We start from the raw sequence: 24,582 nt of genomic DNA, 5'->3' as shown, positions 1-24,582 counted from the left end.
ACAGAATTACTGAACCTTTTTGACGGCACATAGGATATCAACAGAAGCTGCCAGCTCGCCATCAACACTGGCTTTACAAGCGAATTTCCAGATATTTCTGCGAACAGATACCGCTTCAGACTCGAGCTCAAGGCGATCACCTGGGATCACCTGACGCTTAAAGCGCGCCTTGTCAACCCCACCGAACAGATACAGATATCCATCTTCCGGTTTTTTGCCAAACGTTTTAAAGCCGAGGATTCCCGAGACCTGAGCCAGGGCTTCAACAATCATCACTCCCGGGAAAATAGGCATTTCCGGAAAGTGGCCATTAAAAACTTCTTCATTTCCAGAAATGTTTTTATAGCCTTTTATATACTTCCCTTCTTCGAGTTCTACTACACGATCCACCAACAAAAAAGGATAACGGTGCGGCAGATACTCGCGAATTTCACGTACATCCATCATTCCAAATGCCCCCAGAAACCACTTCGGGGCGTAAAACGCCCCGAAAACAACAAAGCCAAATTAATTAATAACTAAAGTTCAATCGTCTGTCCCACTCTTTTGGGACAGTGCCTGAACCTGTTTTTCCAAATCTTTCAATCTGCGCGCCATTTGATCCAACTGACCAAAACGCACAGCATTACGACGCCAGGTAGAACTATCGGCAAAGGATAGCGCTCCAGAGTAGCTACCAGTATCCTTTATCGACTTAGTAACAAACGTGTTACCCGACACCTGACTGCCATCTGCAATCGTTATGTGCCCGTTTATACGGCTACAGCCACCGAGAAGACAATGCTTCCCTATCTCAGCACTACCGGCAATTACGGCACACCCGGCTATGGCCGTGTAGTCACCAATCTTCACATTGTGCGCGATTTGGACCAGATTGTCGATCTTGACTCCTCGCCCAATCACCGTATCACCCAAAGCTCCACGGTCTATACAGGTATTGGCTCCAATTTCCACATCTTCGCCAATTTGCACTCCACCAAGCTGGTGAATTTTCACCCAGCAGCCTTTATTAGGCGCAAACCCGAAGCCATCGGCCCCAATAACCGTCTGGCTGTGAATAATACCGTGTGCACCGATAGAGCAGTTATGATGAAAAACAACGCCGGCATACAGGCGTGTTCCTGCACCGACTAAACTGCCCTCGCCAACATAGCAGTTAGCACCAACAATCGCTCCAGGCTCCAATTTTGCGTAGGCCTCGACCACAGAGCCGGGCCCCACACTGACACCAGTACCAATCTCTGCCGTGGGGTGAACCACTGCAGAGGGGTGAATACCAATAGGTGCTTCAGGAGTTGTATCGAACAGGGCTGTTGCTCGAGCAAAGGCCAAGTAGGGGTCCGCAACACATAAAGCCGTTACCGGGCACTCTTCAACAAACTCTTCCGATACCAGCACTGCGGCAGCTTTGGTCGTTTTCAGATAGCGTCGATAATTAGGGCTTGCGAGGAAAGCCAAGTGCTCTGCACCGGCATCCTGCAGTGTATTTAAACCCTGAACTTTTTGATTGGAATCTGAACCGGGCGCCAACCGCAAGTCGGCCCCCAGCTCTTGCGCCAACTGGGCAAGAGAAAAGCTATCTTTCATATAAGACTATCGACTTACTTGGCTGCGTTCATACGCTTAACAACAGCCTCTGTCAGGTCGACGCTAGGACTTACATAGTAGGCAGTATTGGAATCCAGCACTACGTCAAGCTTCTGCTCTTTAATCAGTGCGTCCAGGGCATCCCTAGCCTTTGGTCCCATAGAAGCCTGGATCTCTTGACCCACTTGAGCTTCCATTGCACGCAATTTTTTCACCGTTGTCTCAAAATCTGAGCGCTGGAAATTCATCTTGCGCTGGTACTCAGTCTTCTGCTCATCGGACCAGGTCACACTGTTTTTCTTGGCATCTTCAGCCATTTTTTGCAGCTCAGAACGAATTGACTCGGCACTGCTCTGCAGCTTCGAATATTCAGAGCTGGTCTTCAAGGAGTTAACCTTGGTTTTAGCTGCATCTGTGCTCATGATCGCAGCTTGTAGGTTAAGTACCGCAACCTTGGTTTGCGCCAGCGCTGCGCCGGACAAGGTCATACCTGCAAGTAATACTGCAACAATTTTTACATTCTTAAGCACGTCGGTCTCTCCAATAGATTTTATTTTAATTGCGCTGATATACGCCTAATTCATTTTATCTGACAAATTTAGAAGCTGTTACCCAGAGTGAACTGGAATACTTCCACATCGTCATCATCATTTTTCTTAAGAGCTTTCGCCAAGCTGAATGTCAGCGGGCCAAAACCGGTAATCCAGGTCAAGCCTATTCCCGCAGAGACATTCATCTTACCAAAGTCCACATCGTAACAGTTGATTTGGGTATCACCACAGCTGGTATCGAATACATTACCCGCGTCAACAAAGAAAGCGGTTTGTAAGGAGCGCTGATCTTTAACAAAGGGCAATGGGAAGATTACCTCTGCACTACCTTCAATCAGGATATTACCGCCAAATGGATCGGCGTCATCGTAAGAGCTAACTACTAAATCGCCATCATCGTCGACAAAATAACAATACTCTGTAATCTCCCCGTCCTCAGTGGCACAGCCAAGAGCCGAATAGTATTCATAAGGTGTGGAACGAGGGCCTAGAGTGTTACGCTCAAATCCGCGTACGGAGCCAAAACCACCTGCGTAAAAGTTCTTAAAGAAAGGCAACTCATCAAGATCACCAAATCCATCGCCATAACCCAATCGGGTTCGCAAGCGCAAGGTAAGGCTCTTAGTCAGTGGTCGGAAATACTGTCCGGTGTAAACCAGCTTGTAATATTCGAGGTCACTGCCGGGAACGGTAAATTCCAAAGAGAGATTCTGTGAGGCTCCTCGAGTTGCTAAAACTCCTCTGTTCAAGGTGGAGCGGGCGTAGGATGCTGTTAAAGCAACATTGTCAAACGAGTCTCCGTAGCGATCGATAAATCCGTCAAAAGTAGTATTAAACTGACTATCGTCAATATCCATCGCAAGATCGAGGGTCTCATCTTCTGCAAGAGCTTCCAGAATCAAATCATAGTTATCTTCTGTAATTCCCTTCAGGGCGACTCCATCAAGAAGGCTTGGGCTTGATGCAATCTCCTGGACAGTACCTGAGCCGGTAGATAACTCGAGGTGGTTAAAGCTCACATTAAGGCCGACACGAGATATTTCCGACATCGGGTAACCAAAACTAACTCCACCACCATAAGTCGTGGTGTTGTAGTCAGAAAGGTTAACTTCGGAGTAATCATTCTCTGTGTAGAAGACATTAAAGCCGCGGCTCACACCATCCGGTGTAAAATAAGGGTCAAGGTAAGAGAAGTTCACAGAAGTCTGGTAGGTGGAGGCATTCATCCCAATACCTACGGATTTACCGGTACCTAACCAGTTATTTTCCTGGATATTGGCTCCCAGTACCAAGCCACTACTCTGGGCCCAACCAATTGTGCCGCCGATAGACCCTGAAGGCTGCTCTTCAACCGTGTATTCAACGTCAATTTGATCGGATGTACCCGGTACCTCTGAGGTTTCCACCTCAACTTCTTTGAAGTAGCCCAGGCGTTCAAGACGGACTTTAGACTGCTCTATACGGGCAGAGGAAGCAGAGGCTGACTCCATCTGACGCATCTCGCGGCGCAAAACCTCATCTGTGGTGCGAGTATTTCCTCGGAAGTTAATTCGACGAACGTAAGCCCGCTTGCCTGGGTTGATAAAGAAGGTAATTTTTACCGTTTTCTCTTCTTTATTCGGCTCAGGGATACCATTAACCTCAGCAAAGGTATAACCCTCATTCCCCAGGCGCTTGGTAATATAATCCGAGGTTGTTGTCATCCGAACCTGGGAGAAGGTCTGCCCTTCCCGTACCAGTAGCAAACGCTTAACTTCTTCCTCAGGAACTACAGGATCACCGGCCAGATCCACTTCACTAATGGTGTAAACATCGCCCTCAAATACATTGACGGTAATAAATACACTCTCTTTATCGGGGCTCAAGGAGACCTGGGTGGAGTCAATTTTAAAATCCAGGTACCCACGATCCAGATAATAGGATTCGAGACGCTCCAGGTCGCCGGTCAATTTCTCGCGGGAATACTTGTCATCACTGCGCAGCCACGACAACCAGCCGGTGGTTTGCAGCTCAAAAATCTCTCCAAGCTCTTCATCGGAAAACGCTTTGTTACCGACAATATTGATGTGCTTAATAGCGGCCACTGAGCCTTCATCGACAATTACGCGAAGCTCAACCTGGTTGCGTGGCAACTCTTTTACTTCAGTTTTAACACTGGCGTCATAGCGTCCCTGGGCAACATATTGACGCTGCAGCTCCTGGGCCAACCCCTCAAGGGTTGCGCGCTTGAAGATCTGCCCCTCTGAAAGGCCATTATCCTGCATGCCTTTCAACAGGTCTTCTGTCGCAATCGCCTTGTTACCCGTAATTTCAATCTTGGAAATTGCAGGTCGCTCACGCACAGTGATAACCAGGACACCATTCTCCTGGCCGATTTGAATATCCTCAAAGTAACCGGTGCGAAACAGTGCCCGAGTGGCACTCTGAATTTCCAGAGTCTCCACCTCATCCCCTACTCGCACAGGGAGAGCTGAGAATACGGTACCGGCAGAGACGCGCTGCAGCCCTTCCACACGGATGTCATCAACTACAAATGACTGTGCTAAAGCACTGAGAGGCAGTGCCAGGCTAAGAGAAGCCGCTTTCAGGAAATGTTTCATCTACTAATTCCAGGTGTTTTTATTCGCAATCCAGGAGTTACAGCGCCAACTAGCGCCCCGCTCCCCCAGAATCAGAGGGTTGCCCCTCTACCATGTAATCAACATCGGGCCGGTCTGAGGTGCCGGACACCTTAGTTGTTTCAACTTTCACTACCTTCAAGTATCCAAGGCGTTCGAGACGCACTTTGGATTGTTCTATACGCGCAGAGGAAGCCAAAGCTGACTCCATCTGGCGCAGTTCACGCCGCAAGACTTCATCTGCGGTGCGAGTGTTCCCGCGAAAACTAATACGTCGCACATAAGTGCGCTTTCCCGGATCAATAAAGAAGGTAATTTTTACTGTACTTTCTTCTTCATTGGCCTCAGGAACACCATTCACTTCGGCAAAAGCGTAACCTTTGTTGCCCAAGCGTTTAGCAATATAGTCTGAAGTGGTCGTCACCCTCGCTTGAGAGAACCGCTGACCTTCTCGTACCAATAGCAGGCGGTTGATTTCCTCCTCCGCTACTACCGGGTTTCCAGCAATTTCCACCTCACTAACCGTGTAAACACCACCCTCAACCACGTTAATGGTAATGAATACACTCTTCTTGTCCGGCCCTAGAGATACCTGAGCCGAATCAATCTGGAAATCAAGATATCCACGATCCAGGTAATAGGACTTTAAGCGCTCCAAATCACCAGTGAGTTTCTCACTAGAATACTTATCATCACTGCGCAACCACGAGAGCCAGCCAGTAGTTTTAAGCTCAAAAATCTCTTCCAGCTCTTTATCAGAAAAGGCACGATTTCCTACGACATTAATATGTTTAATCGCAGCAACAACCCCTTCATCGACAGCAACCCGCAGTTCAACCTGGTTGCGCGGCAGCTCCTTGAGCTCCGCTTTAACACTGGCGCCATATCGACCCTGCGCCACGTACTGGCGTTCAAACTCCTGGGTCAACCCCCTGAGGGTCGAACGCTTTAGGATCTGGCCTTCGGCGAGACCGTATTCCTTCATCGCCTTCAGTAGATCCTCAGTGACAATCGCCTTGTTCCCGGATATATCTATCTTTGATATAGCCGGTCGTTCTCTCACGGTAATAACAAGAACGCTGTTTTCGTGGCCAATCTGAATATCTTCAAAAAAACCAGTGCGAAACAATACTCGGGTTGCATCCTGAATCTCGCCAGGCTCAACTTCGTCGCCTACCCGGATCGGAAGTGCTGAAAAAACTGTACCTGCAGAAACCCGCTGTAACCCGTCTACTCGGATATCGCTGAGAACGAACGACTGTGCCAAAGCGCTGAGAGGCAGCACCAGGCCCAGAAAGATCGCTTTCAGCAAATACTTCATACCGCTTCCGAGTCGCTTTTACTCACAACAAAATCGTGCCAAGACAAAACGTCTCACACCTATAAAAATCTCACTCACATTATCAGCCCGGAAAAAAGCCAATCCAGGGCACTACAAACGTAAAATATCGTTGTACAGAGCCAGCCCCATAATGCAGAGCACCAGGGCCATGCCCACTTGTAAACCAATCACCTGCACCCTCTCTGACACAGGGGACCCCTTGATCGCCTCAATACCGTAGTAAAGGAGGTGACCACCATCGAGTACCGGGATAGGCAACAGATTGAGTACACCAAGACTAATACTGAGCAACGCCAGCAATGACAGGAAAGACTGCCATCCCGCTTCTGCGGAAGTACCCGCCACTTTAGCAATGGTAATGGGGCCACTCAAGTTTTTGGTCGAAAGTTGACCAAATAATAGTTTCTTCAAGCTATTCAGGGTAAAGACTGTTTTATCCCAGGTCTCCTGCAAGCCCTTTACTAAAGCGTCGCCCACCCCATAGTGATAAATCCGTACTCGATCATCCGGCCAAGTCTCTGATACCGGCTGCACTCCGACCTGCCCTATGGTTTCACCGCTGTCCAGCTTGATCTCCGCCGGTGTTACGGACACCGTCAGCGGTTCGCCTCCACGCTCGACAGTGATATCCATTGGAACACCAGCGCGGGCTCTCACATAATCGGTCCAGCTTTGAAAAGATGAAAAGTTACGGCCATCGGTCGAGACAATCTTGTCTCCAGCCTTTAGTCCAGCTGAGGCTGCCGGGCTTCCCTCCACCACATTATGAAGAGTCATACTAACCGGTGGAGTCCAGAGCTGCAGTCCAATCTCCCCGAGCGGATCGGGAACTTCGCGGCCGGCAAGCCAGCGATTGATATCCGCCACCATATGGTATTCAAGGTTGGAATCCGGATAGCGAACAGAGAATTCTATGGTGCCGCTGTCACCCAGACGGTTGGCAAGGCGCCAATTAAGGGCCTGCCAGGTGGGAGTGGCCTCGCCATCGACAGCCACAATTTCCTGCCCGGGCTCGAGCCCTGCCGACGCAGCAATACTCCCAGGCTCAACGGATTTCACAATAGGCACCGGGCCCGCTGTTCCACCGAGGAACACCGCCCAGAAAAAGACTACTGCCAAAAGAAAGTTAGCGGCAGGGCCGGCAGCGGCAATCGCCATCCTCGCCCATACGCTCTTGCGGTTAAACGCTTGATCCAGCTCTTCAGCCGCTACAGGCCCCTCGCGCTCATCGAGCATTTTTACGTAACCACCGAGGGGAATAGCGGAAATAGTGAATTCGGTACCGTGGCGATCATAGCGGGAGATCAACCGGCGGCCGAACCCCACAGAAAACCGCAACACCTTAACACCACACAGACGTGCTACAAGAAAGTGCCCAAACTCGTGGAAAGATACCAGTACACCGAGAGCCACCAAGGCCCAGATTACCGTCTGAATTAGATCCATACTCAGCTACAACTTCTTGTCATACGCAATTTAGCGGCCATTATACGCCGGGCAATGTGTTTAGAGGGCGGCAAGCGCCTGCTTGGCCAGTTCTCGCGCATTGAAATCAATGGCTTCGACTGCCTCGAGTCCCGACAGTTCAACAACGGGAGCCCTATTCATCACTTTTTCTATCACCAATGCAATATCAGTAAATGCTAGACGCCCCTCCAGGAAGGCTTCTACTGCAATTTCATTCGCTGCATTTAAGACTGTTGGAGCACTTTTTCCCTCATTAACAGCCTCTCGCGCCAAACGCAGACAAGGAAAACGATTAAAATCCGGGGCCTCAAAATCCAGCCTGCCTTGCGCAATCAGATCCAAAGCTGGTACCCCTGCATCAATGCGCAGGGGAAAAGCCAGGGCATGGGCGATAGGCGTGCGCATATCCGGATTACCCATCTGCGCCAGTAAAGAGCCATCCCGATACTGTACCATTGAGTGAATAATACTCTGGGGGTGCACGACTATCTCAATCTGCTCAGGGCGCGCATTAAACAAATAGCACGCTTCTATAAATTCGAGCCCTTTATTCATCATTGTGGCGGAGTCAACAGAAATCTTCCGGCCCATCGACCAATTGGGGTGTGCACAAGCTTCATCCGGCGTCACCGCCCCCAACTCATTCGCAGCCCGTGTGCGAAATGGCCCGCCCGAACCCGTAAGCAGTATTTTTTCCACGCCCGCAGCTTCGAGATCCTCACAGGGGAATGGCAAACATTGAAAGATTGCATTGTGCTCACTATCAATCGGCAACAGTTGCGCACCACTCTTATTCAAGGCCCTCTGAAATATTGGGCCCGCCATAACAAGCGCTTCCTTGTTCGCCAGTAACACTTTCTTGCCCGCGTCTACTGCCGCCAAGGTTGGGCGCAATCCCGCAGCCCCTACAATCGCCGCCATGACTGTATCGACCAGAGTATCGGAGGCAACACGACACAAACCCTCCACCCCACTTAGGACTTCCGTATCCACTTCATCGCCAAGCAGTACTCGCAACTCTTCAGCTCGCGCCTCATCGACAACAACAGCATATTGAGGCTTAAACCGCCGACACTGCTGAGCAAGGTCGGCAACCCTTTCACGGGCGGTAAGGGCAAAAACAGAATATTTTTCCGGGTGTCGCGCCAACACATCCAGGGTGCTCACGCCGATCGAACCAGTGGAGCCGAGAACGGTAATTTGTTGCGGGGGAATTACTTGCATAGGCCCTTTTCGTACCTCTGATAGCAATATTGCTGCCACCAAACAATTGCACGCCCAGCATTAAGCTGGGCGCTAGCGAATAAAACACAAAACTGGAGCGGAAACGCCTCTACAAGTATTTCGGCAGCTCGCTCGCTAGTGCGGCCATCGTAAACACTGGAAGAGCCGCGGAAAGGCTATCTATCCGATCGAGGATGCCACCGTGCCCCGGTAACATATGACTACTGTCCTTAATCCCTCTGTGCCTCTTAAACATGCTCTCCACCAGGTCCCCAATAACTGAAGCCAGTGCAGTAACCAAGACACCAAAAGTGAACAAGACAGTATTTTTCAGTGGAAGCTCAAATAGGTAGGAAGTTACGAGAGCCAAAATCAAGCAAGCACCCAGGCCACCGAAAAAGCCCTCCCAGGACTTGCCCGGACTAACTTCTCTAGCCAACTTCCGCTTACCAAACTTGCGGCCGACAAAATAAGCACCGACATCCGCCGCTGCAACGATCGCCACCACATAAAGAACCAGCCAGGCTCCGTGATCCAAGCCCCGCAAAACTACCAGTGACAACCAGGTTGGAACTAACACAACAAGGCCTATCAGGCCGCGTACCCACCGGTTGCCCCACAGAGCAGCACTGGACGGGTAGCTCTGCACCCACAAGAAAGCGAGCGCCCACCAACCACAGGCCACGGCCAGAATCTGGCGGCCGCGATCGATATCTGGATCATCAAAATTCATTGAAAAGACGTATTGAGCCGTGACCATTAGGGTTAACCCTAATGCGGCCAAAAAAACGAAGCGCAAGGCTCGATTCAAATTCGAGAGGTTGGCCCACTCCCAGCCCGCCAGCAAGATAACCGCCACAAATATCAGTGAAAACCACTGCATTGGAAGTAAAAACAATACCCCCATAAACAGTGCCAATAGCACCAAAGCAGTAATTATTCTTTGTTTTAGCACCGCAAACCCCTTTGTTAGTAACTTGACCACTCTGTCTGGATACTCTGTACAGATCAAGAGCGTGTCGGCAAAGATTTCCAACCAATTTGTATCGCAAGCCTGGCGCCGCAGACTTGCCCGGATCACGCCTGAGCGATCGCGTCATCCCCCTCCGCGCGACCGCCGAAGCGGCGATCACGTAACTCATATTCTGCGATAGCCTTATCCAGTTCGGCTTCGTCAAAGTCGGGCCAAAGCGTATCAGTAAAATAGAATTCACTGTAAGCGGCCTGCCAGAGGATAAAGTTGCTAATACGCTGCTCACCGCTGGAGCGGATCAAAAGGTCTACCGGTGGCAGATCTTGAAGCCGTACGTACTTACCAAGTACATCCTCAGTAATCGACTCTGGGGAGCGCGTACCATCGGCAACCTCTTGAGCCAATCTACGGGCCGCCTGGGCAATATCCCAGCGCCCGCCGTAATCAGCCGCAATTATCAGGTCGCCCTCAGTCCCTGCGCGGGTGATATCTTCCGCTTCGGCTATAGCGCGCTGCAAGCGAGGAGAGAATCGGTCCCGTCGACCAATAACTCTCAGGCGAACCCCCTCCTCCCGCATCCGCCGGGCCTCTTTGCGCAAATAGGAATTAAACAGGCTCATCAGCAGCTCGACCTCCTTCGGAGGGCGCTGCCAATTCTCGCTGGAGAAGGCGAACAGAGTAAGCGCTTTAACGCCGCGGGCTTTACAAGCTGAAAGCAGGTCGCGGATACGCTCGACACCGGCCTTGTGGCCGGCTGAAGGGGAAAGGCCCTTTCGGGCAGCCCAGCGCCCATTGCCATCCATAATAATGGCGATGTGACGTGGGCCGGGAGCATGTAGCTCGGTACCACCGATGCTCATTAAATTTCCATCAGGTCTTTTTCTTTCGCTGCCAGTGCTTTGTCCACATCAGCGACAAACTGATCGGTAATTTTCTGAATGTCGTCACTTGCGCGACGCTCATCGTCCTCAGAAATTTCCTTATCCTTGACCAGTGACTTCACGTCAGCCAGCGCATCGCGACGAATATTGCGAATGGAAACCCGTGCGGTCTCTGCCTCACTTTTTGCCTGACGAGTGAAGTTCTTGCGAGTCTCTTCGGTCAGCATAGGCATTGGAATACGGATAACCGCACCAGCTGTGCTGGGGTTGAGGCCCAAATCGGACTTCATAATGGCCTTTTCAATATCCGGGACCAGATTTTTCTCCCAGGGAGTTACGGAGAGAGTGCGCGCATCCTCAACAGTAACATTGGCAACCTGAGATAACGGAGTATCAGAACCGTAATAGGAGACGTGGATGCCATCGAGAATACTCGGGTGTGCACGGCCGGTGCGAATCTTGTTGAAATTTCCAGCCAGGGCATCAAGTGCCTTACCCATACGAGCTTTCGCGTCTGTTTTTATATCTTCAATCACGATTTCACTTCCTCTTCAATTAAGGTGCCTTCCACGCCGCCAACCACAATATTTAACAGCGCCCCGCTTTTATCCATGCGGAATACACGTACAGGCATATTGTGCTCGCGACACAGGCAGATAGCGGTCAAATCCATCACGCCGAGCTTCTTGTCGAGAACCTCATCGTAAGTCAACTGGTCATAGCGAGTTGCTGTCGGGTCGAGTTTGGGATCTGCAGAGTAGACGCCATCGACCTTGGTCGCCTTCAAAACCAATTCGGCTTCAATTTCGATACCACGCAGGCAAGCTGCAGAATCAGTGGTAAAGAAAGGGTTGCCGGTACCGGCAGCAAAAATCAGAACTTCGCCACGCTCCAGGTAGCGAATAGCCGCACGGCGATCGTAGTGATCGACAATACCGCTCATTTGAATCGAGGACATCACTCTCGAGGAGATGTCAGATCTTTCCAGGGCATCGCGCAACGCCAGGGCATTCATCACCGTAGCGAGCATCCCCATGTGGTCACCAGTTACACGATCGAGGCCGGCCGCACTCAGCGCAGCGCCACGGAACAGGTTACCACCGCCAACAACCAGGCCCACCTGGACCCCGATACCAACCAGCTGCCCAATTTCCAGGGCCATTTTGTCCAGCACCTTGGGACTGATACCGAAACCCTGATCACCCATCAGCTCTTCGCCGCTGAGCTTTAACAAAATTCTCTTATACTTGCGGTCTTTAATACCGGGCATTCGTTAGTCCCCTTCAATGTACCTGTTAGTGGCCAGGCCTTGCCGCTGAACATTACAACAATTTCAGTCATTTACACAGAGGGGTGCTCCACTGTGGGCAAGAAACCCCAGCGGAAGCACCCCACTGCGATTGAGTGCCCGAGGGCACCCAATAATATGCGATTAAGAAGAGGACTTAACCTGGGCCGCAACTTCCGCTGCGAAATCCACCTCTTCCTTCTCGATACCTTCACCCACTTCGTAGCGAACAAAGGAAACCACATCGGCACCGGCATCTTTAACCAGTTTGCCAATGCTTACGTCCGGGTTCTTAACAAAAGGCTGCTCTACCAAGCTGTTCTCTTTCAGGAACTTCTTGATGCGGCCACCCATCATTTTCTCTACGATTTCAGCCGGCTTGCCTTCCATATCCGGCTGAGCCTTGATGATGTCCTTTTCTTTTTCCAGGACGTCAGCAGGCATATCTTCCGGCTTGTTCACCTGCGGGTTAACCGCAGTCACGTGCATGGCAACATCTTTAGCCAGCTCGATCTCTCCACCGCTCAGAGCTACCAGGGCAGCGATGCGGTTGTTGGAGTGAACGTAAGCACCTACAACTGGGGCTTCAACCAGCTCGATACGACGCACGCCGATGTTCTCACCGATTTTCTGAACCAGTGCTTCACGAGCAGTTTCCAGCTCGCCTTCCATCAGGGCAGCTACGTCTTGCTGGCGATCGGCAAATGCCTTCTCCACAACCTTGGCAACAAACGCCTGGAAGTTTTCATCGCGAGCAACGAAGTCAGTCTCGGAGTTCACTTCAACCAGTACGCCGTAGCTGCCGTCTTCTGCAACTTTAGCGGCAACAACGCCGTCAGCAGCGGTGCGGCCAGCTTTCTTAGCGGCCTTCAGGCCGGAGGCTTTGCGCAGGTCTTCAATCGCCTTTTCGATGTCGCCATCAGCAGCCGTCAGAGCTTTCTTACACTCCATCATCGGCAGGCCGGTACGCTCGCGCAGTTCTTTTACCATAGACGCGGTAATCGCCATGATTCAATCCTCGGGGTTCTGTCACTAAAAATTAGAAAAAAGGGGCCGTAATTCGGGCCCCTTTTTGAGTTCGCAGTGTAAAACGACTGTGTTACACCACTTAGCCCTGCAAATTACTCTGCAGCGGCTTCGTCATCGTTAGCTTCGACGTACTCGTCCTTCGCAACGGTGTTACCAGCCTCTGCAGCGCCAGCAAGTACTGCGTCGGCTACAGCTGTGGTGTACAGCTTGATTGCGCGGATAGCGTCGTCGTTACCGGGGATCACGTAATCAACACCAGCGGGATCGCTGTTGGTGTCGACAACACCGATTACGGGGATACCCAGCTTGTTAGCTTCCTGGATAGCGATGCGCTCGTGCTCAACGTCGATTACGAAGATCGCGTCAGGCAGGCCACCCATATCCTTGATACCACCGATGGAGCGCTCAAGCTTATCCATGGCACGGGTACGCATCAGAGCTTCTTTCTTGGTCAGCTTCTCGAAAGTACCGTCCTGAGACTGGGCTTCCAGCTCACGGAAACGCTTGATGGAAGCGCGGATGGTTTTGTAGTTGGTGAGCATACCACCCAGCCAGCGGTTGCTGACGTAAGGCTGGCCACAACGCTCTGCCTGCTCTTTGATAGACTTCTGTGCAGCACGCTTGGTGCCAACAAACATAATCTTTTTCTTTTGAGCAGTCATGCCCTTGATGATCTGCAGGGCTTCGTTGAAAGCCGGTACAGTGTGCTCAAGGTTGATGATGTGAATCTTGTTGCGGGCACCAAAGATGAATTGACCCATCTTCGGGTTCCAGTAGCGGGTCTGGTGACCAAAGTGAACACCAGCCTGCAGCATATCGCGCATACTTACTTGCGGCATAATAAACCTCTATATATACGGGTTAGTCCTCCACGTATCCCATGCGTCAACCCCTTTCAGGGCACCCAGACACATGTGTCGATGCGTGTGCGGCTTTTACTCGCCCAGGGAGTATCCCCAGGCGGCGCGCTTTATACCACAAGTGCACCTCATAGTGAAGAATTGGCACCGATTTCGCGCAAATGATCACGCCTCAATGCTATTGGCGGGACACCTGGGCCATCCTTGCGCCAATAGCGGCAAAATGTGTCCTACAGCCAGCAATCCGCTACAATAGCCCGCCTCTTGGGCGCTACCCGCCCCAACCCAGAAACAAAGGATACGCATGACCTCAGCCATTAAGACCCCAGAACAAATCGCCAAGATGCGCACCGCAGGCCGCCTCGCCGCAGAGGTGCTGGAAATGATTGGCGAGTATGTCGTTCCAGGAGTCACTACCGAAGAACTGGATCAACGCTGCCACGAACACATCGTGAAGGTACAGAAAGCGATCCCAGCCTGCCTCGGTTATCGCGGCTTCCCAAAATCTATATGCACTTCCGTCAACGAAGTGGTGTGTCACGGTATCCCCTCCGAGAGCAAAATTCTCAAGAAGGGCGACATCATTAATATCGATGTGACCGTTATCAAAGATGGCTGGTACGGTGACACCAGCAAGATGTTCTTTGCCGGCAAGCCCGCCGCCCACGCTGAACGCCTGGTACAAATCACCCAGGAGTGCATGTACAAAGCCATCGAAATTGTCCGCCCCGGCACTACCCTCGGCGATATTGGCCACGTCATCCAGCAGCACGCTGAGAAAAACTATTACTCAGTGGTACGCGACTTCTGCGGACACGGCATCGGCGACGTCTTCCATGAAGACCCACAAATTCTTCACTACGGTCAGCCGGGAACTGGTGAAGAGCTTAAAGAGGGCATGACCTTCACCATTGAACCCATGATTAACGCAGGCAAAGCGGCCACGCGAGTGTTGGGAGATGGCTGGACTGCGGTAACCAAGGACCGCCGTCTCTCCGCTCAATGGGAACACACCATGGCAGTGACTAGCGACGGTGTAGAAGTGCTCACAGCGCGCAGCGAGGAGAACTTCTAAAGCCGTACTGACAGTGCCGCGAGAAATAAGTACGTTACTCGCGGCACCACAGTAGCGAATCTCCGCAAACCGAACCCAAGCCGCCCCCACCTGCGGCAGCCCAAGAGCAAAACGGACTTCCCATGCAGCCGGTCAGCCCTCCCTACTTTGAACGCCCCCTGTTTTTCTTTGATCAGTCTCGTTTTCGCAGGGATTTAAGCTCCGGCGACAAACCCACTCTGGAGATATTCAAAGATGCTGTCGGCGCAGCCGAACGGCAAATGGCAGAGCGCTTTCGCGAAGGAGAGGACGTTGTCACACTGGTACACGAGCGCGCCCTGTTTGTGGACTGCCTTCTGCATTACGCCTGGCACCAGTTCGAGTGGAGAGACGGTATCGGGCTTCTCGCTGTGGGCGGATACGGGCGCGGAGAGCTGCACCCCCACTCCGATATCGATTTACTCATCCTCTCCAGCGATCACCCAACCCCGGATACCATCGACAACATAGAGCGCCTGGTAGCCTTTTTATGGGACCTGGGCTTGGATATCGGCCACTCTGTACGAAATATCGAGGAGTGCCTGGAGTTGGCCGCGAAGGACATCACCGTGGCCACCAACCTCACCGAATCCCGCACAGTTGTCGGCGACAGCACTGTTGGCGAGCAACTAACTGCACAAATGGAACACAAAAGGCTATGGCCTACCCAAGAATTCTTCAAAGCCAAGCTCGCCGAACAGAAAAAGCGGCACAGCAATCAGCAGGCTGCTGAATATATTCTTGAGCCCAATATTAAGAACTCTCCCGGGGGCCTGCGGGATATCCAGACAATTGCCTGGGTTGCCAAATATTTTTTCCAAGTGCGCACCCTAAAGCAACTGCAGGGCAAGGCATTTTTTACCGAGGAAGAGTTCGCCATATTACAGTCCGGGGAAACCTTCCTCTGGCGTGTGCGCTACGGCTTGCACCTACTCGCCGGCCGCGCGGAAGAGCGACTGCTGTTTGACTACCAAAGAGAACTGGCGAAGCAATTCGGTTATGTGGATAGCGACACCCAGCTCGCCGTTGAGCAGTTTATGCACAACTACTACCGCATCGTGATGGCACTGCAGGAATTGAACGATGTACTTCTCCAATATCTCGGCGAAGCCATCCTTCAGCGCAAAGGCAGCCAACTGGTCATTCCGCTAAATGAGCGATTCCAGCTGCGCGACGGCAATATTGAGGTTACCCACCCCCAGGTATTTAACCAGGAGCCCTCGGCCCTGCTCGAGATCTTCGTGCTGATGGCCAACAACCCGGATATTAGCGGAGTACGGGCCTCCACCATCCGCCTGATTCGCGAGCACCGACACCTGATCGACGACCAGTTCCGCGCAGATCCGAAAAATACCCAGTTGTTTATGCAGCTGCTTCGCTCCCCCCGGGGCTTGTCGACCCAACTATCCCGAATGACCCGCTACCGCATTCTCGGGCGATACCTACCAGAATTTGGGCAGGTAACCGGGCAAATGCAGCACGACTTATTCCATATCTACACCGTGGATGCCCACACCTTGCAAGTTGTGCGCAATATGCGCAGCTTCCGGAGCCCCGAGGCGCGGGAAAAATTCCCGATTGCAGCGGAAATTCTCGAACGCATGCGCCAACCGGAACTGCTGTATATTGCCGGTCTCTACCACGATATCGCCAAAGGGCGCGGTGGCGACCACTCCAAGCTGGGCGTTGTGGATGCAGCGGAATTCTGCCAGCGCCACCATCTGCCCGCCCGCGACCGGCGTCTGGTTTGCTGGCTTGTAGAAAAGCATCTATTGATGAGCCAGGTTTCACAGAAGCAGGACATCAGTGATCCCGAAGTCGTACACACTTTCGCCCGTGAAATGGGTGACCGCGAACATCTGGACTACCTGTACGCCCTCACAGTCGCAGATATCAATGCCACCAACCCGGAACTCTGGAACAGCTGGCGGGCCAGCTTGATGCGCCAGCTCTACCAGGCCACCCGGCACGCCCTGCGCCGAGGCCTGGAAAACCCCATCGACCGGGAAGAAATCATCGAGGAAACCCGCTGCCAGGCAATGGGAAAACTGGACGCTATGGGACTTCCGCAAGCCTCGGTGGAAAATATCTGGGCACAAATGGGGGATGACTATTTTGTTCGAGAAACCGCTGACAATATCACCTGGCACACTTCGGCCATCCACGAACTGCACAGCAGCCCCGACACCAGCCAAAAAGACACCCTGGTTTTAACGCGAAACTCAGGGCCTGGCGAGCACGACGGCGCTACCCAGGTTTTTGTCTACACGCCTGATAGAGCCAACGTATTTGCCGCAGCGGTTACCGGGCTGGATATGCTCAACCTGAACGTCCACGATGCGCGCCTATACAATTCTGCCTCCGGTTATACGCTGGATACTTTTTACGTGCTGGATGAAGCGGGCCAGCCGCTACTGGACGAACCCCAGCGCCTAGCGCAGATTCGCGACACGCTACAGCAGGAATTGGCCCTGGTTGAGGACTACTCAAAGATCATTCAGCGACGTACGCCCCGCCGCCTTAAAATGTTTGAATTGAAGAGCCAGGCTCATCTCTCCACTGAGCCCGGCGATCATTACAGCACCCTGGAAATTACCAGTGCCGACAGACCCGGCTTGCTGGCCCGCATCGCGCGAATTTTTATTTCCCACGATCTGCGCCTGCACAATGCAAAAATTTCGACACTCGGCGAACGAGTCGAAGATATTTTTCATATTACCGACGCCGAGGGATCACCACTTACCGACATCGAGGCCAACGGCGCACTGGAAAAAGCCATTTGCCTGGAACTGAACAACCAAGACGCCTAACCGAAAAAACGCCCGAGGCCCGCTCACGACCATGAACCCAAATCTGGAACAGCTGCAGCCCTACCCATTCACCAAGCTGCAAGCCCTGAAAGAGGGCCTCCAAGCGGCGGACAAACCGCATATTGCACTGTCCATCGGTGAGCCCAAGCATGCGCCACCGGAGTTTGTCAGTGCAGAACTAGTTCGGCACCTGGACAAGCTTGCCGCCTACCCACTGACCAAGGGAATCGAGCCCCTGCGGCAGGCGATCGCCAATTGGCTGAGCCAGCGTTTTCAGTTATCCAATGTGAGCGCAGATAGCCAGGTGCTGCCGGTGAACGGGACCCGGGAAGCACTTTTTGCATTCGCCCAGGCGACCGTTTCCGCAGACAGCAAAGTCCTGATGCCCAATCCCTTCTACCAGATCTATGAGGGCGCGGCCCTTCTCGCCGGGGCGCAGCCGCACTTTATTAACTGTGTGGCAGAAAACCAATTCAAACCAGATTTCACCTCGGTTCCGGAATCGGTTTGGCAGCAATGCGAATTGCTTTACCTCTGCTCTCCCGGCAACCCCACCGGCGCTCTTCTCGAAGCTGAAGATTTTAAACAGCTGATAGAGAAGGCAGACCGCTACGATTTCACCATCGCCTCCGATGAATGTTATTCGGAGCTGTATTTTGACGAGTCATCACCGCCGGTAGGACTATTACAGGCCTGCGAGGAAATGGGGCGAACAGACTTTCGCCGCTGTGTAGTATTCCACAGCCTGTCGAAGCGCTCGAACTTACCCGGGCTTCGCTCGGGCTTCGTCGCCGGTGATGCCGATCTGCTGCAAAAGTTTTTGCTCTATCGAACTTACCACGGCTGCGCCATGCCGCTGCCCAATCAATATGCTTCGATCGCAGCCTGGCAGGATGAGGAACACGTCCGCCAGAATCGCGCACTTTACAGTGAAAAGTTTTCTTCAGTTCTCGAAATTCTCGACGGCTGCCTAGAGGTACAACAGCCACAGGCAAGCTTTTATTTGTGGCCCAAGGTCGGGGATGGTGAGCGTTTTGCCAGGAAACTCTATGAGGCGCAAAATATCACGGTACTTCCCGGTGCATTTCTCGCCCGCGATAGCATCGGCTTGAACCCCGGTCGCGAGTATGTGCGTCTGGCACTGGTAGCGACACTGCAAGAGTGCATCGACGCAGCGCACCGCATAAAGGCATTTTGCAGGTAAGGCCAACTCACTTTTCAAGAACAACTGACAACTCGAGCACATACAGGAACTCCACGCCCAGGCATATCTTAACAATGGCAGTAAAAAATCTACTCAAGCAAGAGCGCGTCACTTATATTTTGCAGCGCCTGGAGGAACTCTACCCGGAAACTCCCGTTCCTCTCGATCACAATGACTCCTACACCCTGTTGGTTGCGGTACTCCTATCCGCTCAATGCACCGATGAGCGGGTCAACCAGATAACCCCTGCGCTCTGGCAGTTGGCAGACAATCCCAGGGATATGGCGCAGGTCCCGGTAGAGGAGATCCAAAAAGTCATTCGCCCTTGTGGCCTCTCCCCGCAAAAATCCAAAGCCATCAGCAAGCTCTCGCAGATCCTGATCAACGAATACCATGGCGAAGTGCCCGAGAATATGGCCGCGCTGGAGACCCTGCCCGGGGTCGGACACAAGACGGCGAGCGTGGTTATGTCACAGGCTTTTGGGCACCCGGCGTTTCCCGTCGATACTCACATTCACAGATTGGCCCAGCGCTGGGGCCTGACGAATGGCAAAAATGTCACCCAGACGGAAAAAGACCTGAAGCGGCTGTTCCCAAGAGACAAGTGGAATAAATTGCACCTGCAGATTATTTTCTACGGTCGCGAGTTCTGCTCTGCGCGGGGCTGCGACGGCACCGTCTGTGAAATCTGCACAACCTGCTACCCCAACCGTAAAAATCCAAAGAAAACCAAAAAGGCGTAACCGTGATTACTCTGTACGGCATTAAAAACTGTGACACCGTAAAAAAAGCCCGCAAATGGCTGGAGAAAAATGGAGTCGATTATCGCTTTCACGATTTTCGCGTAGACGGCATGGAAGATGTTCCCCTACAAGCATGGCTGGATAAATTTGGCTGGCAGGAGGTCCTGAATCGCCGCTCAACGAGCTGGCGTGAACTGAGCGATGAACAGAAAAACGAAATGGACAATGCACTCGCCTTAGATCTGGCCAGTGCGACCCCTACCTTAATCAAACGCCCGGTCACCACCACTTCAAAGGAAACCCTTTTCGGTTTTAAAGAGGCGACCTTCGAACAACTGCAAAGCTAGTCGAATTAGGAGAAAACCACCATGAGCAATATTTACAGCATCGGTTTTGGTGTCGGCACCTGTAACAGCAAGGGCGACTGGCTCGAAGTTTACTACCCCAAACCCCTGTTTAAACCCAGCGCAGAAATCGCTAACGCGGTTACTGAAACTCTCGGCATGGCAGAGGGAAATCACAGTCTGCCTCTGGACTCCACCCAGCTACAGAAATTAGCCGATGCTCTCCACAGTGCAGGCGCCGCTGACCAGGCGGAAATCCTGCAGCAATTCGCCAACTCCCAAAGACCTCTCGCGGTAGTTATTTTGGCTACCGACGAAGCCCCGCAGTCAGTGCCCGAGGCCTACCTAAAGCTACATCTTCTCTCCCACCGCCTGGTAAAACCCCACGAGACCAAACTCGACGGTATTTTTGGCAAGCTGGTTAATGTCGCTTGGACCAACCAGGGAGCCATTGATCTCGAGGAATTACCGCAGCGACAACTGGATGCAAGACTCAAAGGTGAGTACCTGGATGTCTCCTGCGTGGATAAATTCCCCAAAATGACCAACTACGTAGTACCGGCTGGGGTTCGTATCGCACACACCGCTCGAGTGCGCCTGGGCGCATACCTTGGGGAAGGCACCACAATCATGCACGAGGGCTTTGTTAACTTTAATGCTGGCACCGAAGGGCCCGGCATGATTGAAGGCCGTATTTCCGCCGGGGTATTTGTCGGCGCCGGTTCCGATCTCGGTGGCAGCAGCTCCACCATGGGCACGCTTTCCGGCGGCGGAAATATCGTTATCTCGGTAGGCGATAACTGCCTGCTCGGCGCTAATGCCGGCATCGGCATTCCCCTTGGCGACCGCTGCACAGTAGAGGCTGGGCTCTACATTACAGCTGGAACCAAAATCGCCCTGCTGGATGACAGCGGCAAGCTGGTAGAGCACATCAAGGCCAGAGACCTGGCCGGAAAATCCGATTTACTATTCCGCCGCAACTCCACTAATGGTGCAGTGGAATGTCTCACCAACAAGAGTGCTATCGAGCTCAATGAAGCTCTACACAGCAATTAAAATTGCATCGGTGCGGAACTTCAGTTCCGCACCGATGCACCCCACCCCTCTAGCCGCTTCTTTGCGGCCCATCTCCCTATACAAGGAAAGCCCAAGTGACTCCCACCCTCCAACTCGCTTTCGACCTGATTCGCCGCCGCTCTGTCACCCCAGAAGATGCGGGGTGTATGGACCTTATGATCCAGCGCCTGGAAAAAATAGGATTCCAGGTAACAAAATTGCGCAGAGACGACACCGATAATTTTTGGGCTGTACGCGATGGCTTTAGTGAAGGCTCCCTGCTCGCCTTTGCCGGGCATACCGATGTGGTACCCACAGGCCCAGAAGAAAATTGGAGCTGCCCCCCCTTCGAGCCTGAAATTCGCGACGGTTTTCTATATGGCCGCGGTGCGGCGGACATGAAGGGTTCCCTGGCAGCCATGGTGGTTGCCTGTGAGGAGTTCGTTGCGGCACACCCAGACCACAGTGGTCGCATAGCATTTCTGATCACCAGCGACGAAGAGGGCCCCGCAACAAACGGCACCGTTAAGGTTGTCGAGTGGCTCGAGGAGCAGAGAGAAAAGATTGACTGCTGTATCGTCGGCGAGCCATCCAGTAGTGAACGGGTTGGCGATATTATAAAAAATGGGCGCAGGGGCTCACTCGGCCTGGAACTAAAAGTTCTCGGCACCCAAGGCCATGTAGCCTACCCTCACCTGGCCGAGAATCCGATACATACCCTGGCCCCTGCTCTCGCTGAACTCGCTGCCGAAGAATGGGACCAGGGGAATGAATTCTTCCCCGCAACCAGCTTCCAGGTTTCCAATATCAATGGCGGCACCGGCGCAACCAATGTTATTCCCGGCGAAGTGGATTTACTCTGCAACTGGCGTTTTTCCACTGAATTAACAGCCGAAGACCTTGAGACTCGGGCCCGCGCAATCCTGGATAAGCACAACCTCAAGTACGAGGCGAATTTTAAATTATCCGGATTGCCTTTTCTCACTGCCGCAGGCCCACTGGTTCAGGCAACTCAGCAGGCAATTCTCACCATCACCGGGGAAAAAACGGAGCTATCGACCGCCGGTGGCACTTCCGATGGCCGCTTTATTGCCCCTACCGGAGCCCAGGTCGTAGAACTGGGACTGGTAAATGCCACTATTCATAAAGTGGACGAAAGGGTTGAGGCCGACCACTTGGATATCCTCAAAGATATTTATCGGGAAGTCTTAAAAGAGCTACTCACTTAAATTAATCCGGCTCAGCCTAGAGGCTCGAAAAGGGCGAAAGCGCAACGTGTTCTTTTGAGAGACCCCAGCTTTCACGGCTGGGGCAGTAAAACTCCAGTAAGTTTATCCAGCAAAAACTGGCTATCTCTTGAATATTGCAATTCAGCATATCTACCAACTCTGCCAATACAACACCCAATTATTCCAGACCGTGCAAGGTGGCTCGAGCCGACACAATTTATCGAGAGCACCAACTATCGCCAAGTTGGTTTAGACTACTAAATAAGTTGCGGCAGAGATACTTCGCGAATCGCGCCGACGACCACCAACCGCCCACTGATTCTCGAGTCGCGCAGCTCCTGCCACCAACTCGAGCCCTCGAGAAAGACTCCATGAAAAGCGTAGTCAAATTGGATCCGCACAACCCAAGTGGCGAAGGCCTTGAACCCTGGGCAGTCATCCCTCCCTCTTTTCTCACCGGCCCGACGCCAATCCAGCGAGGGTATAAAGCCTTTGAGCACAACGGCCTCTGTACTGGGACCTGGGATTGCTCCGGCGGAAGCAGCACAGGGCTCAATCCCTATCCGCTCTTTGAGTTCATGCTTCTGATCGAGGGCCACGTCGGCATTATCGACGAAACAGGACACAAAGAAATTATCTCTGCTGGAGAGCCGTTTTTCCTCCCGCAAGGCCTTAATTGCGCATGGGACATGCCGGTATATTACCGCAAGTACTTTATCAACCTATTCAATGATGAGTATCCTGCAGAGACTGATCCGTCTAAGCTGAGAGTCGTGCGCCCGCTTCCAAACATTTCAGAAGGTGACTGCAGAGAGACCAGCCTCAGCGCCCTAGAGCCACACCAAGCCAGACACCTGGCATACGAGTCTGGCGATGGCAGGATCCAGGTCGGCACATTGATGTCTGGCCCTTGTCGTTGCGATATCACAGATTTCAGTCGGAGCGAACTGATATGTATTCTGGAGGGGGCGGTACGGGTCACAACGTCAAACGGTGAGGAGACCTTCCACGCCGGCGACAGCTTCTTCGTACCATTGAATGCCCCGGTAGGGTGGCACGCCGACAAACCTTTTCGCGCATTCTTTTGCGCAGTCTGGCCCTGAGCATCAATGGATTACATCGATGACTGTCCTTATCTTTGGCGGCTCAGGAAACGTCGGTCGGGCCCTCATTCCGATCTTGTATGCGAGTGGAGCAAAAATCCGGGTCGCCACACGATCGATTGCCTATGCCGCAAGTCTCCCCGATGATATTGATACATTCATTGCCGATATGGACGACCCTCCCACCCTGAGGTCCGCATTTAAGGGAGTTGAGAGTGTCTTTCTACTCATCGCAAATAGTCCCAAGGAGACCCATCAAGGCCTCTCCACACTGGCGATCGCCGCTGAATCACCCCCCAGGCACATCGTTTATCTATCGAGCGATCTTGCAGTTCGCGCACCGATGATTCCCCATGCGGGTGGAAAATTCGCTATTGAAACAGCGCTGCGAGCAAGTGGGATCGCGCACACGATACTACGGCCCACCTACTTCGCTCAGAATGATCTTGTTCAGAAGGATGTGATCACTGCAGGTGCTTATGCAACGCCGTTGGGGCCCCACCCGGTTGCACGTATTGATATCCGTGATGTTGCGCTCGCAGCAGTGTCAGCACTCTTAGACATAAGGGCGAAGAACGAAGTATTTCTTTTGTCGAGTTTGGATGCCCCTAACGGCAATGAAACCGCTGCACTCTGGTCCACAGCACTTGGTCACGCCGTCATCTACCCCGACCTAACGCCGGAAGAATTTGCCATCAGCATCGAAACCATGGTGCCCCCGTGGCTGAATTTCGATCTTATGATCATGCATCGCTGGTTCAAAACAAACGGCCATCTAATCCATCAGAAAGATCTCGAGGCTCAGGCCGCACTTTTACCACAGGGTCCGCGAAGCTATCGGAGTTTCGTAGAAGAAACGGCCAATATATGGCAGAGTGAAACCCAAAGCCGCTAAGTACCGTAGCTCACCCCCTTTTTCAACACAGCCGCTATCGTCTTAGTGGTAGGCCGCCCTTTGTGCCGTTAGCCTAATAAACACCTTGACCCCGGCTCTCATTAAAACTGTGCCCACCAGAATTGTGGTTACCGAACTAGAACCAGAAAAACTACTATTCACACAGTGTGACGAAATGGTTGGGGTCGACCAGTTTGATACCCACAAAGATATTTATCGGAAAGTATTAACAGAGCTACCATTTCGATTAACCTGGCTTAGTTTGCAGGCTCAAAAAAGGCGAAA

Annotated in this window: 21 protein-coding genes and 1 pseudogene; 9 read left to right on the top strand and 13 right to left on the bottom strand. The window is 52.4% G+C overall.

Annotated features, from left to right (window positions below):
* Nucleotides 1–6: 6 nt before the first annotated feature.
* The 13 genes and pseudogenes from fabZ to rpsB form a co-directional block, all read right to left on the bottom strand.
* The gene (fabZ, locus tag ACJJIL_RS05585; RefSeq protein ID WP_108734005.1) at nucleotides 7–447 is read right to left on the bottom strand and encodes a 3-hydroxyacyl-ACP dehydratase FabZ; all 441 of its coding nucleotides are present in this window, start codon (nucleotides 445–447) and stop codon (nucleotides 7–9) included.
* Between the two features lie 78 nt (nucleotides 448–525).
* On the bottom strand, nucleotides 526–1,587 hold the full coding sequence (gene lpxD / locus ACJJIL_RS05580) for a UDP-3-O-(3-hydroxymyristoyl)glucosamine N-acyltransferase (RefSeq protein ID WP_445361373.1): 1,062 nt from the start codon (nucleotides 1,585–1,587) through the stop codon (nucleotides 526–528).
* A gap of 14 nt (nucleotides 1,588–1,601) precedes the next feature.
* Nucleotides 1,602–2,117 carry an OmpH/Skp family outer membrane protein gene (locus ACJJIL_RS05575; RefSeq protein ID WP_413662813.1) on the bottom strand — a complete coding sequence of 172 codons (516 nt, stop codon included), beginning with the start codon at nucleotides 2,115–2,117 and terminating at the stop codon, nucleotides 1,602–1,604.
* Nucleotides 2,118–2,185: 68 nt separating this feature from the next.
* A complete protein-coding gene (bamA, locus tag ACJJIL_RS05570) occupies nucleotides 2,186–4,738 on the bottom strand; it encodes an outer membrane protein assembly factor BamA (RefSeq protein ID WP_444907647.1) in 2,553 nt (850 codons plus the stop codon).
* Nucleotides 4,739–4,799: 61 nt separating this feature from the next.
* Nucleotides 4,800–6,077 (bottom strand): annotated as a pseudogene (bamA, locus tag ACJJIL_RS05565) (outer membrane protein assembly factor BamA); the annotation flags it as partial.
* A 111-nt stretch (nucleotides 6,078–6,188) separates the two neighbouring features.
* Entirely contained in the window at nucleotides 6,189–7,544 is a 1,356-nt protein-coding gene (rseP, locus tag ACJJIL_RS05560; RefSeq protein ID WP_445361372.1) for an RIP metalloprotease RseP, read from the bottom strand.
* Between the two features lie 60 nt (nucleotides 7,545–7,604).
* On the bottom strand, nucleotides 7,605–8,789 hold the full coding sequence (ispC, locus tag ACJJIL_RS05555) for a 1-deoxy-D-xylulose-5-phosphate reductoisomerase (RefSeq protein WP_445361371.1): 1,185 nt from the start codon (nucleotides 8,787–8,789) through the stop codon (nucleotides 7,605–7,607).
* Nucleotides 8,790–8,898: 109 nt separating this feature from the next.
* On the bottom strand, nucleotides 8,899–9,744 hold the full coding sequence (locus tag ACJJIL_RS05550; RefSeq protein WP_413662816.1) for a phosphatidate cytidylyltransferase: 846 nt from the start codon (nucleotides 9,742–9,744) through the stop codon (nucleotides 8,899–8,901).
* A 122-nt stretch (nucleotides 9,745–9,866) separates the two neighbouring features.
* A complete protein-coding gene (gene uppS, locus ACJJIL_RS05545) occupies nucleotides 9,867–10,622 on the bottom strand; it encodes a polyprenyl diphosphate synthase (RefSeq protein WP_444917815.1) in 756 nt (251 codons plus the stop codon).
* Nucleotides 10,622–11,179 carry a ribosome recycling factor gene (frr, locus tag ACJJIL_RS05540; protein ID WP_282933674.1) on the bottom strand — a complete coding sequence of 186 codons (558 nt, stop codon included), beginning with the start codon at nucleotides 11,177–11,179 and terminating at the stop codon, nucleotides 10,622–10,624. The genes uppS and frr overlap by 1 nt, the downstream gene beginning before the upstream one ends.
* A complete protein-coding gene (gene pyrH, locus ACJJIL_RS05535; RefSeq protein ID WP_282933675.1) occupies nucleotides 11,176–11,913 on the bottom strand; it encodes a UMP kinase in 738 nt (245 codons plus the stop codon). Before pyrH ends, frr begins: the two co-directional genes overlap by 4 nt.
* A 162-nt stretch (nucleotides 11,914–12,075) precedes the next feature.
* Complete coding sequence (tsf, locus tag ACJJIL_RS05530) at nucleotides 12,076–12,939, bottom strand: translation elongation factor Ts (protein WP_282933676.1); 864 nt, start codon at nucleotides 12,937–12,939, stop codon at nucleotides 12,076–12,078.
* 113 nt (nucleotides 12,940–13,052) lie between these two features.
* Entirely contained in the window at nucleotides 13,053–13,799 is a 747-nt protein-coding gene (rpsB, locus tag ACJJIL_RS05525) for a 30S ribosomal protein S2 (RefSeq protein ID WP_282933677.1), read from the bottom strand.
* Nucleotides 13,800–14,124: 325 nt separating this feature from the next.
* Here rpsB and map point away from each other — a divergent pair, with 325 nt between their 5' ends.
* From map to ACJJIL_RS05480, 9 genes are all read left to right on the top strand, one after another.
* Nucleotides 14,125–14,895: a type I methionyl aminopeptidase gene (map, locus tag ACJJIL_RS05520; protein WP_445361370.1), complete on the top strand. Its 771-nt coding sequence runs from the start codon at nucleotides 14,125–14,127 to the stop codon at nucleotides 14,893–14,895.
* Nucleotides 14,896–15,017: 122 nt separating this feature from the next.
* Nucleotides 15,018–17,723, top strand: coding sequence for a [protein-PII] uridylyltransferase (locus ACJJIL_RS05515; RefSeq protein ID WP_445361369.1), 2,706 nt, complete (start codon nucleotides 15,018–15,020; stop codon nucleotides 17,721–17,723).
* Between the two features lie 31 nt (nucleotides 17,724–17,754).
* Nucleotides 17,755–18,927: a succinyldiaminopimelate transaminase gene (gene dapC / locus ACJJIL_RS05510; protein WP_445361368.1), complete on the top strand. Its 1,173-nt coding sequence runs from the start codon at nucleotides 17,755–17,757 to the stop codon at nucleotides 18,925–18,927.
* A gap of 74 nt (nucleotides 18,928–19,001) precedes the next feature.
* The gene (gene nth / locus ACJJIL_RS05505) at nucleotides 19,002–19,670 is read left to right on the top strand and encodes an endonuclease III (RefSeq protein WP_445361367.1); all 669 of its coding nucleotides are present in this window, start codon (nucleotides 19,002–19,004) and stop codon (nucleotides 19,668–19,670) included.
* Between the two features lie 2 nt (nucleotides 19,671–19,672).
* The gene (locus tag ACJJIL_RS05500) at nucleotides 19,673–20,017 is read left to right on the top strand and encodes an ArsC family reductase (protein WP_108734022.1); all 345 of its coding nucleotides are present in this window, start codon (nucleotides 19,673–19,675) and stop codon (nucleotides 20,015–20,017) included.
* 21 nt (nucleotides 20,018–20,038) lie between these two features.
* Nucleotides 20,039–21,070: a 2,3,4,5-tetrahydropyridine-2,6-dicarboxylate N-succinyltransferase gene (gene dapD, locus ACJJIL_RS05495; protein ID WP_445361366.1), complete on the top strand. Its 1,032-nt coding sequence runs from the start codon at nucleotides 20,039–20,041 to the stop codon at nucleotides 21,068–21,070.
* A 95-nt stretch (nucleotides 21,071–21,165) separates the two neighbouring features.
* Nucleotides 21,166–22,299: a succinyl-diaminopimelate desuccinylase gene (gene dapE, locus ACJJIL_RS05490; RefSeq protein WP_445361365.1), complete on the top strand. Its 1,134-nt coding sequence runs from the start codon at nucleotides 21,166–21,168 to the stop codon at nucleotides 22,297–22,299.
* Between the two features lie 371 nt (nucleotides 22,300–22,670).
* A complete protein-coding gene (locus tag ACJJIL_RS05485) occupies nucleotides 22,671–23,402 on the top strand; it encodes a cupin domain-containing protein (protein WP_445361364.1) in 732 nt (243 codons plus the stop codon).
* A 19-nt stretch (nucleotides 23,403–23,421) separates the two neighbouring features.
* Nucleotides 23,422–24,297 (top strand): SDR family oxidoreductase, encoded by an 876-nt coding sequence (locus tag ACJJIL_RS05480; protein WP_445361363.1) that lies wholly within the window; start codon nucleotides 23,422–23,424, stop codon nucleotides 24,295–24,297.
* The last annotated feature ends 285 nt before the right edge of the window (nucleotides 24,298–24,582 follow it).

Source organism: Microbulbifer maximicatervae (SeqCode) (genome assembly GCF_052468095.1).
Note: the sequence above shows the minus strand (reverse complement) of the source record. Positions and strands in the feature narration are given on the sequence as shown.

Bases quoted from the DNA above. Each gene is read 5' to 3' on its own strand.
- rseP (WP_445361372.1), bottom strand. From the start codon at position 7,544: ATGGATCTAATTCAGACGGTAATCTGGGCCTTGGTGGCTCTCGGTGTA.
- map (WP_445361370.1), top strand. From the start codon at position 14,125: ATGACCTCAGCCATTAAGACCCCAGAACAAATCGCCAAGATGCGCACC.
- ACJJIL_RS05515 (WP_445361369.1), top strand. From the start codon at position 15,018: ATGCAGCCGGTCAGCCCTCCCTACTTTGAACGCCCCCTGTTTTTCTTT.
- rpsB (WP_282933677.1), bottom strand. From the start codon at position 13,799: ATGCCGCAAGTAAGTATGCGCGATATGCTGCAGGCTGGTGTTCACTTT.
- fabZ (WP_108734005.1), bottom strand. From the start codon at position 447: ATGATGGATGTACGTGAAATTCGCGAGTATCTGCCGCACCGTTATCCT.
- bamA (WP_444907647.1), bottom strand. From the start codon at position 4,738: ATGAAACATTTCCTGAAAGCGGCTTCTCTTAGCCTGGCACTGCCTCTC.
- tsf (WP_282933676.1), bottom strand. From the start codon at position 12,939: ATGGCGATTACCGCGTCTATGGTAAAAGAACTGCGCGAGCGTACCGGC.
- dapC (WP_445361368.1), top strand. From the start codon at position 17,755: ATGAACCCAAATCTGGAACAGCTGCAGCCCTACCCATTCACCAAGCTG.
- nth (WP_445361367.1), top strand. From the start codon at position 19,002: ATGGCAGTAAAAAATCTACTCAAGCAAGAGCGCGTCACTTATATTTTG.
- ACJJIL_RS05480 (WP_445361363.1), top strand. From the start codon at position 23,422: ATGACTGTCCTTATCTTTGGCGGCTCAGGAAACGTCGGTCGGGCCCTC.
- ACJJIL_RS05485 (WP_445361364.1), top strand. From the start codon at position 22,671: ATGAAAAGCGTAGTCAAATTGGATCCGCACAACCCAAGTGGCGAAGGC.
- pyrH (WP_282933675.1), bottom strand. From the start codon at position 11,913: ATGCCCGGTATTAAAGACCGCAAGTATAAGAGAATTTTGTTAAAGCTC.
- dapD (WP_445361366.1), top strand. From the start codon at position 20,039: ATGAGCAATATTTACAGCATCGGTTTTGGTGTCGGCACCTGTAACAGC.
- ispC (WP_445361371.1), bottom strand. From the start codon at position 8,789: ATGCAAGTAATTCCCCCGCAACAAATTACCGTTCTCGGCTCCACTGGT.
- uppS (WP_444917815.1), bottom strand. From the start codon at position 10,622: ATGAGCATCGGTGGTACCGAGCTACATGCTCCCGGCCCACGTCACATC.
- lpxD (WP_445361373.1), bottom strand. From the start codon at position 1,587: ATGAAAGATAGCTTTTCTCTTGCCCAGTTGGCGCAAGAGCTGGGGGCC.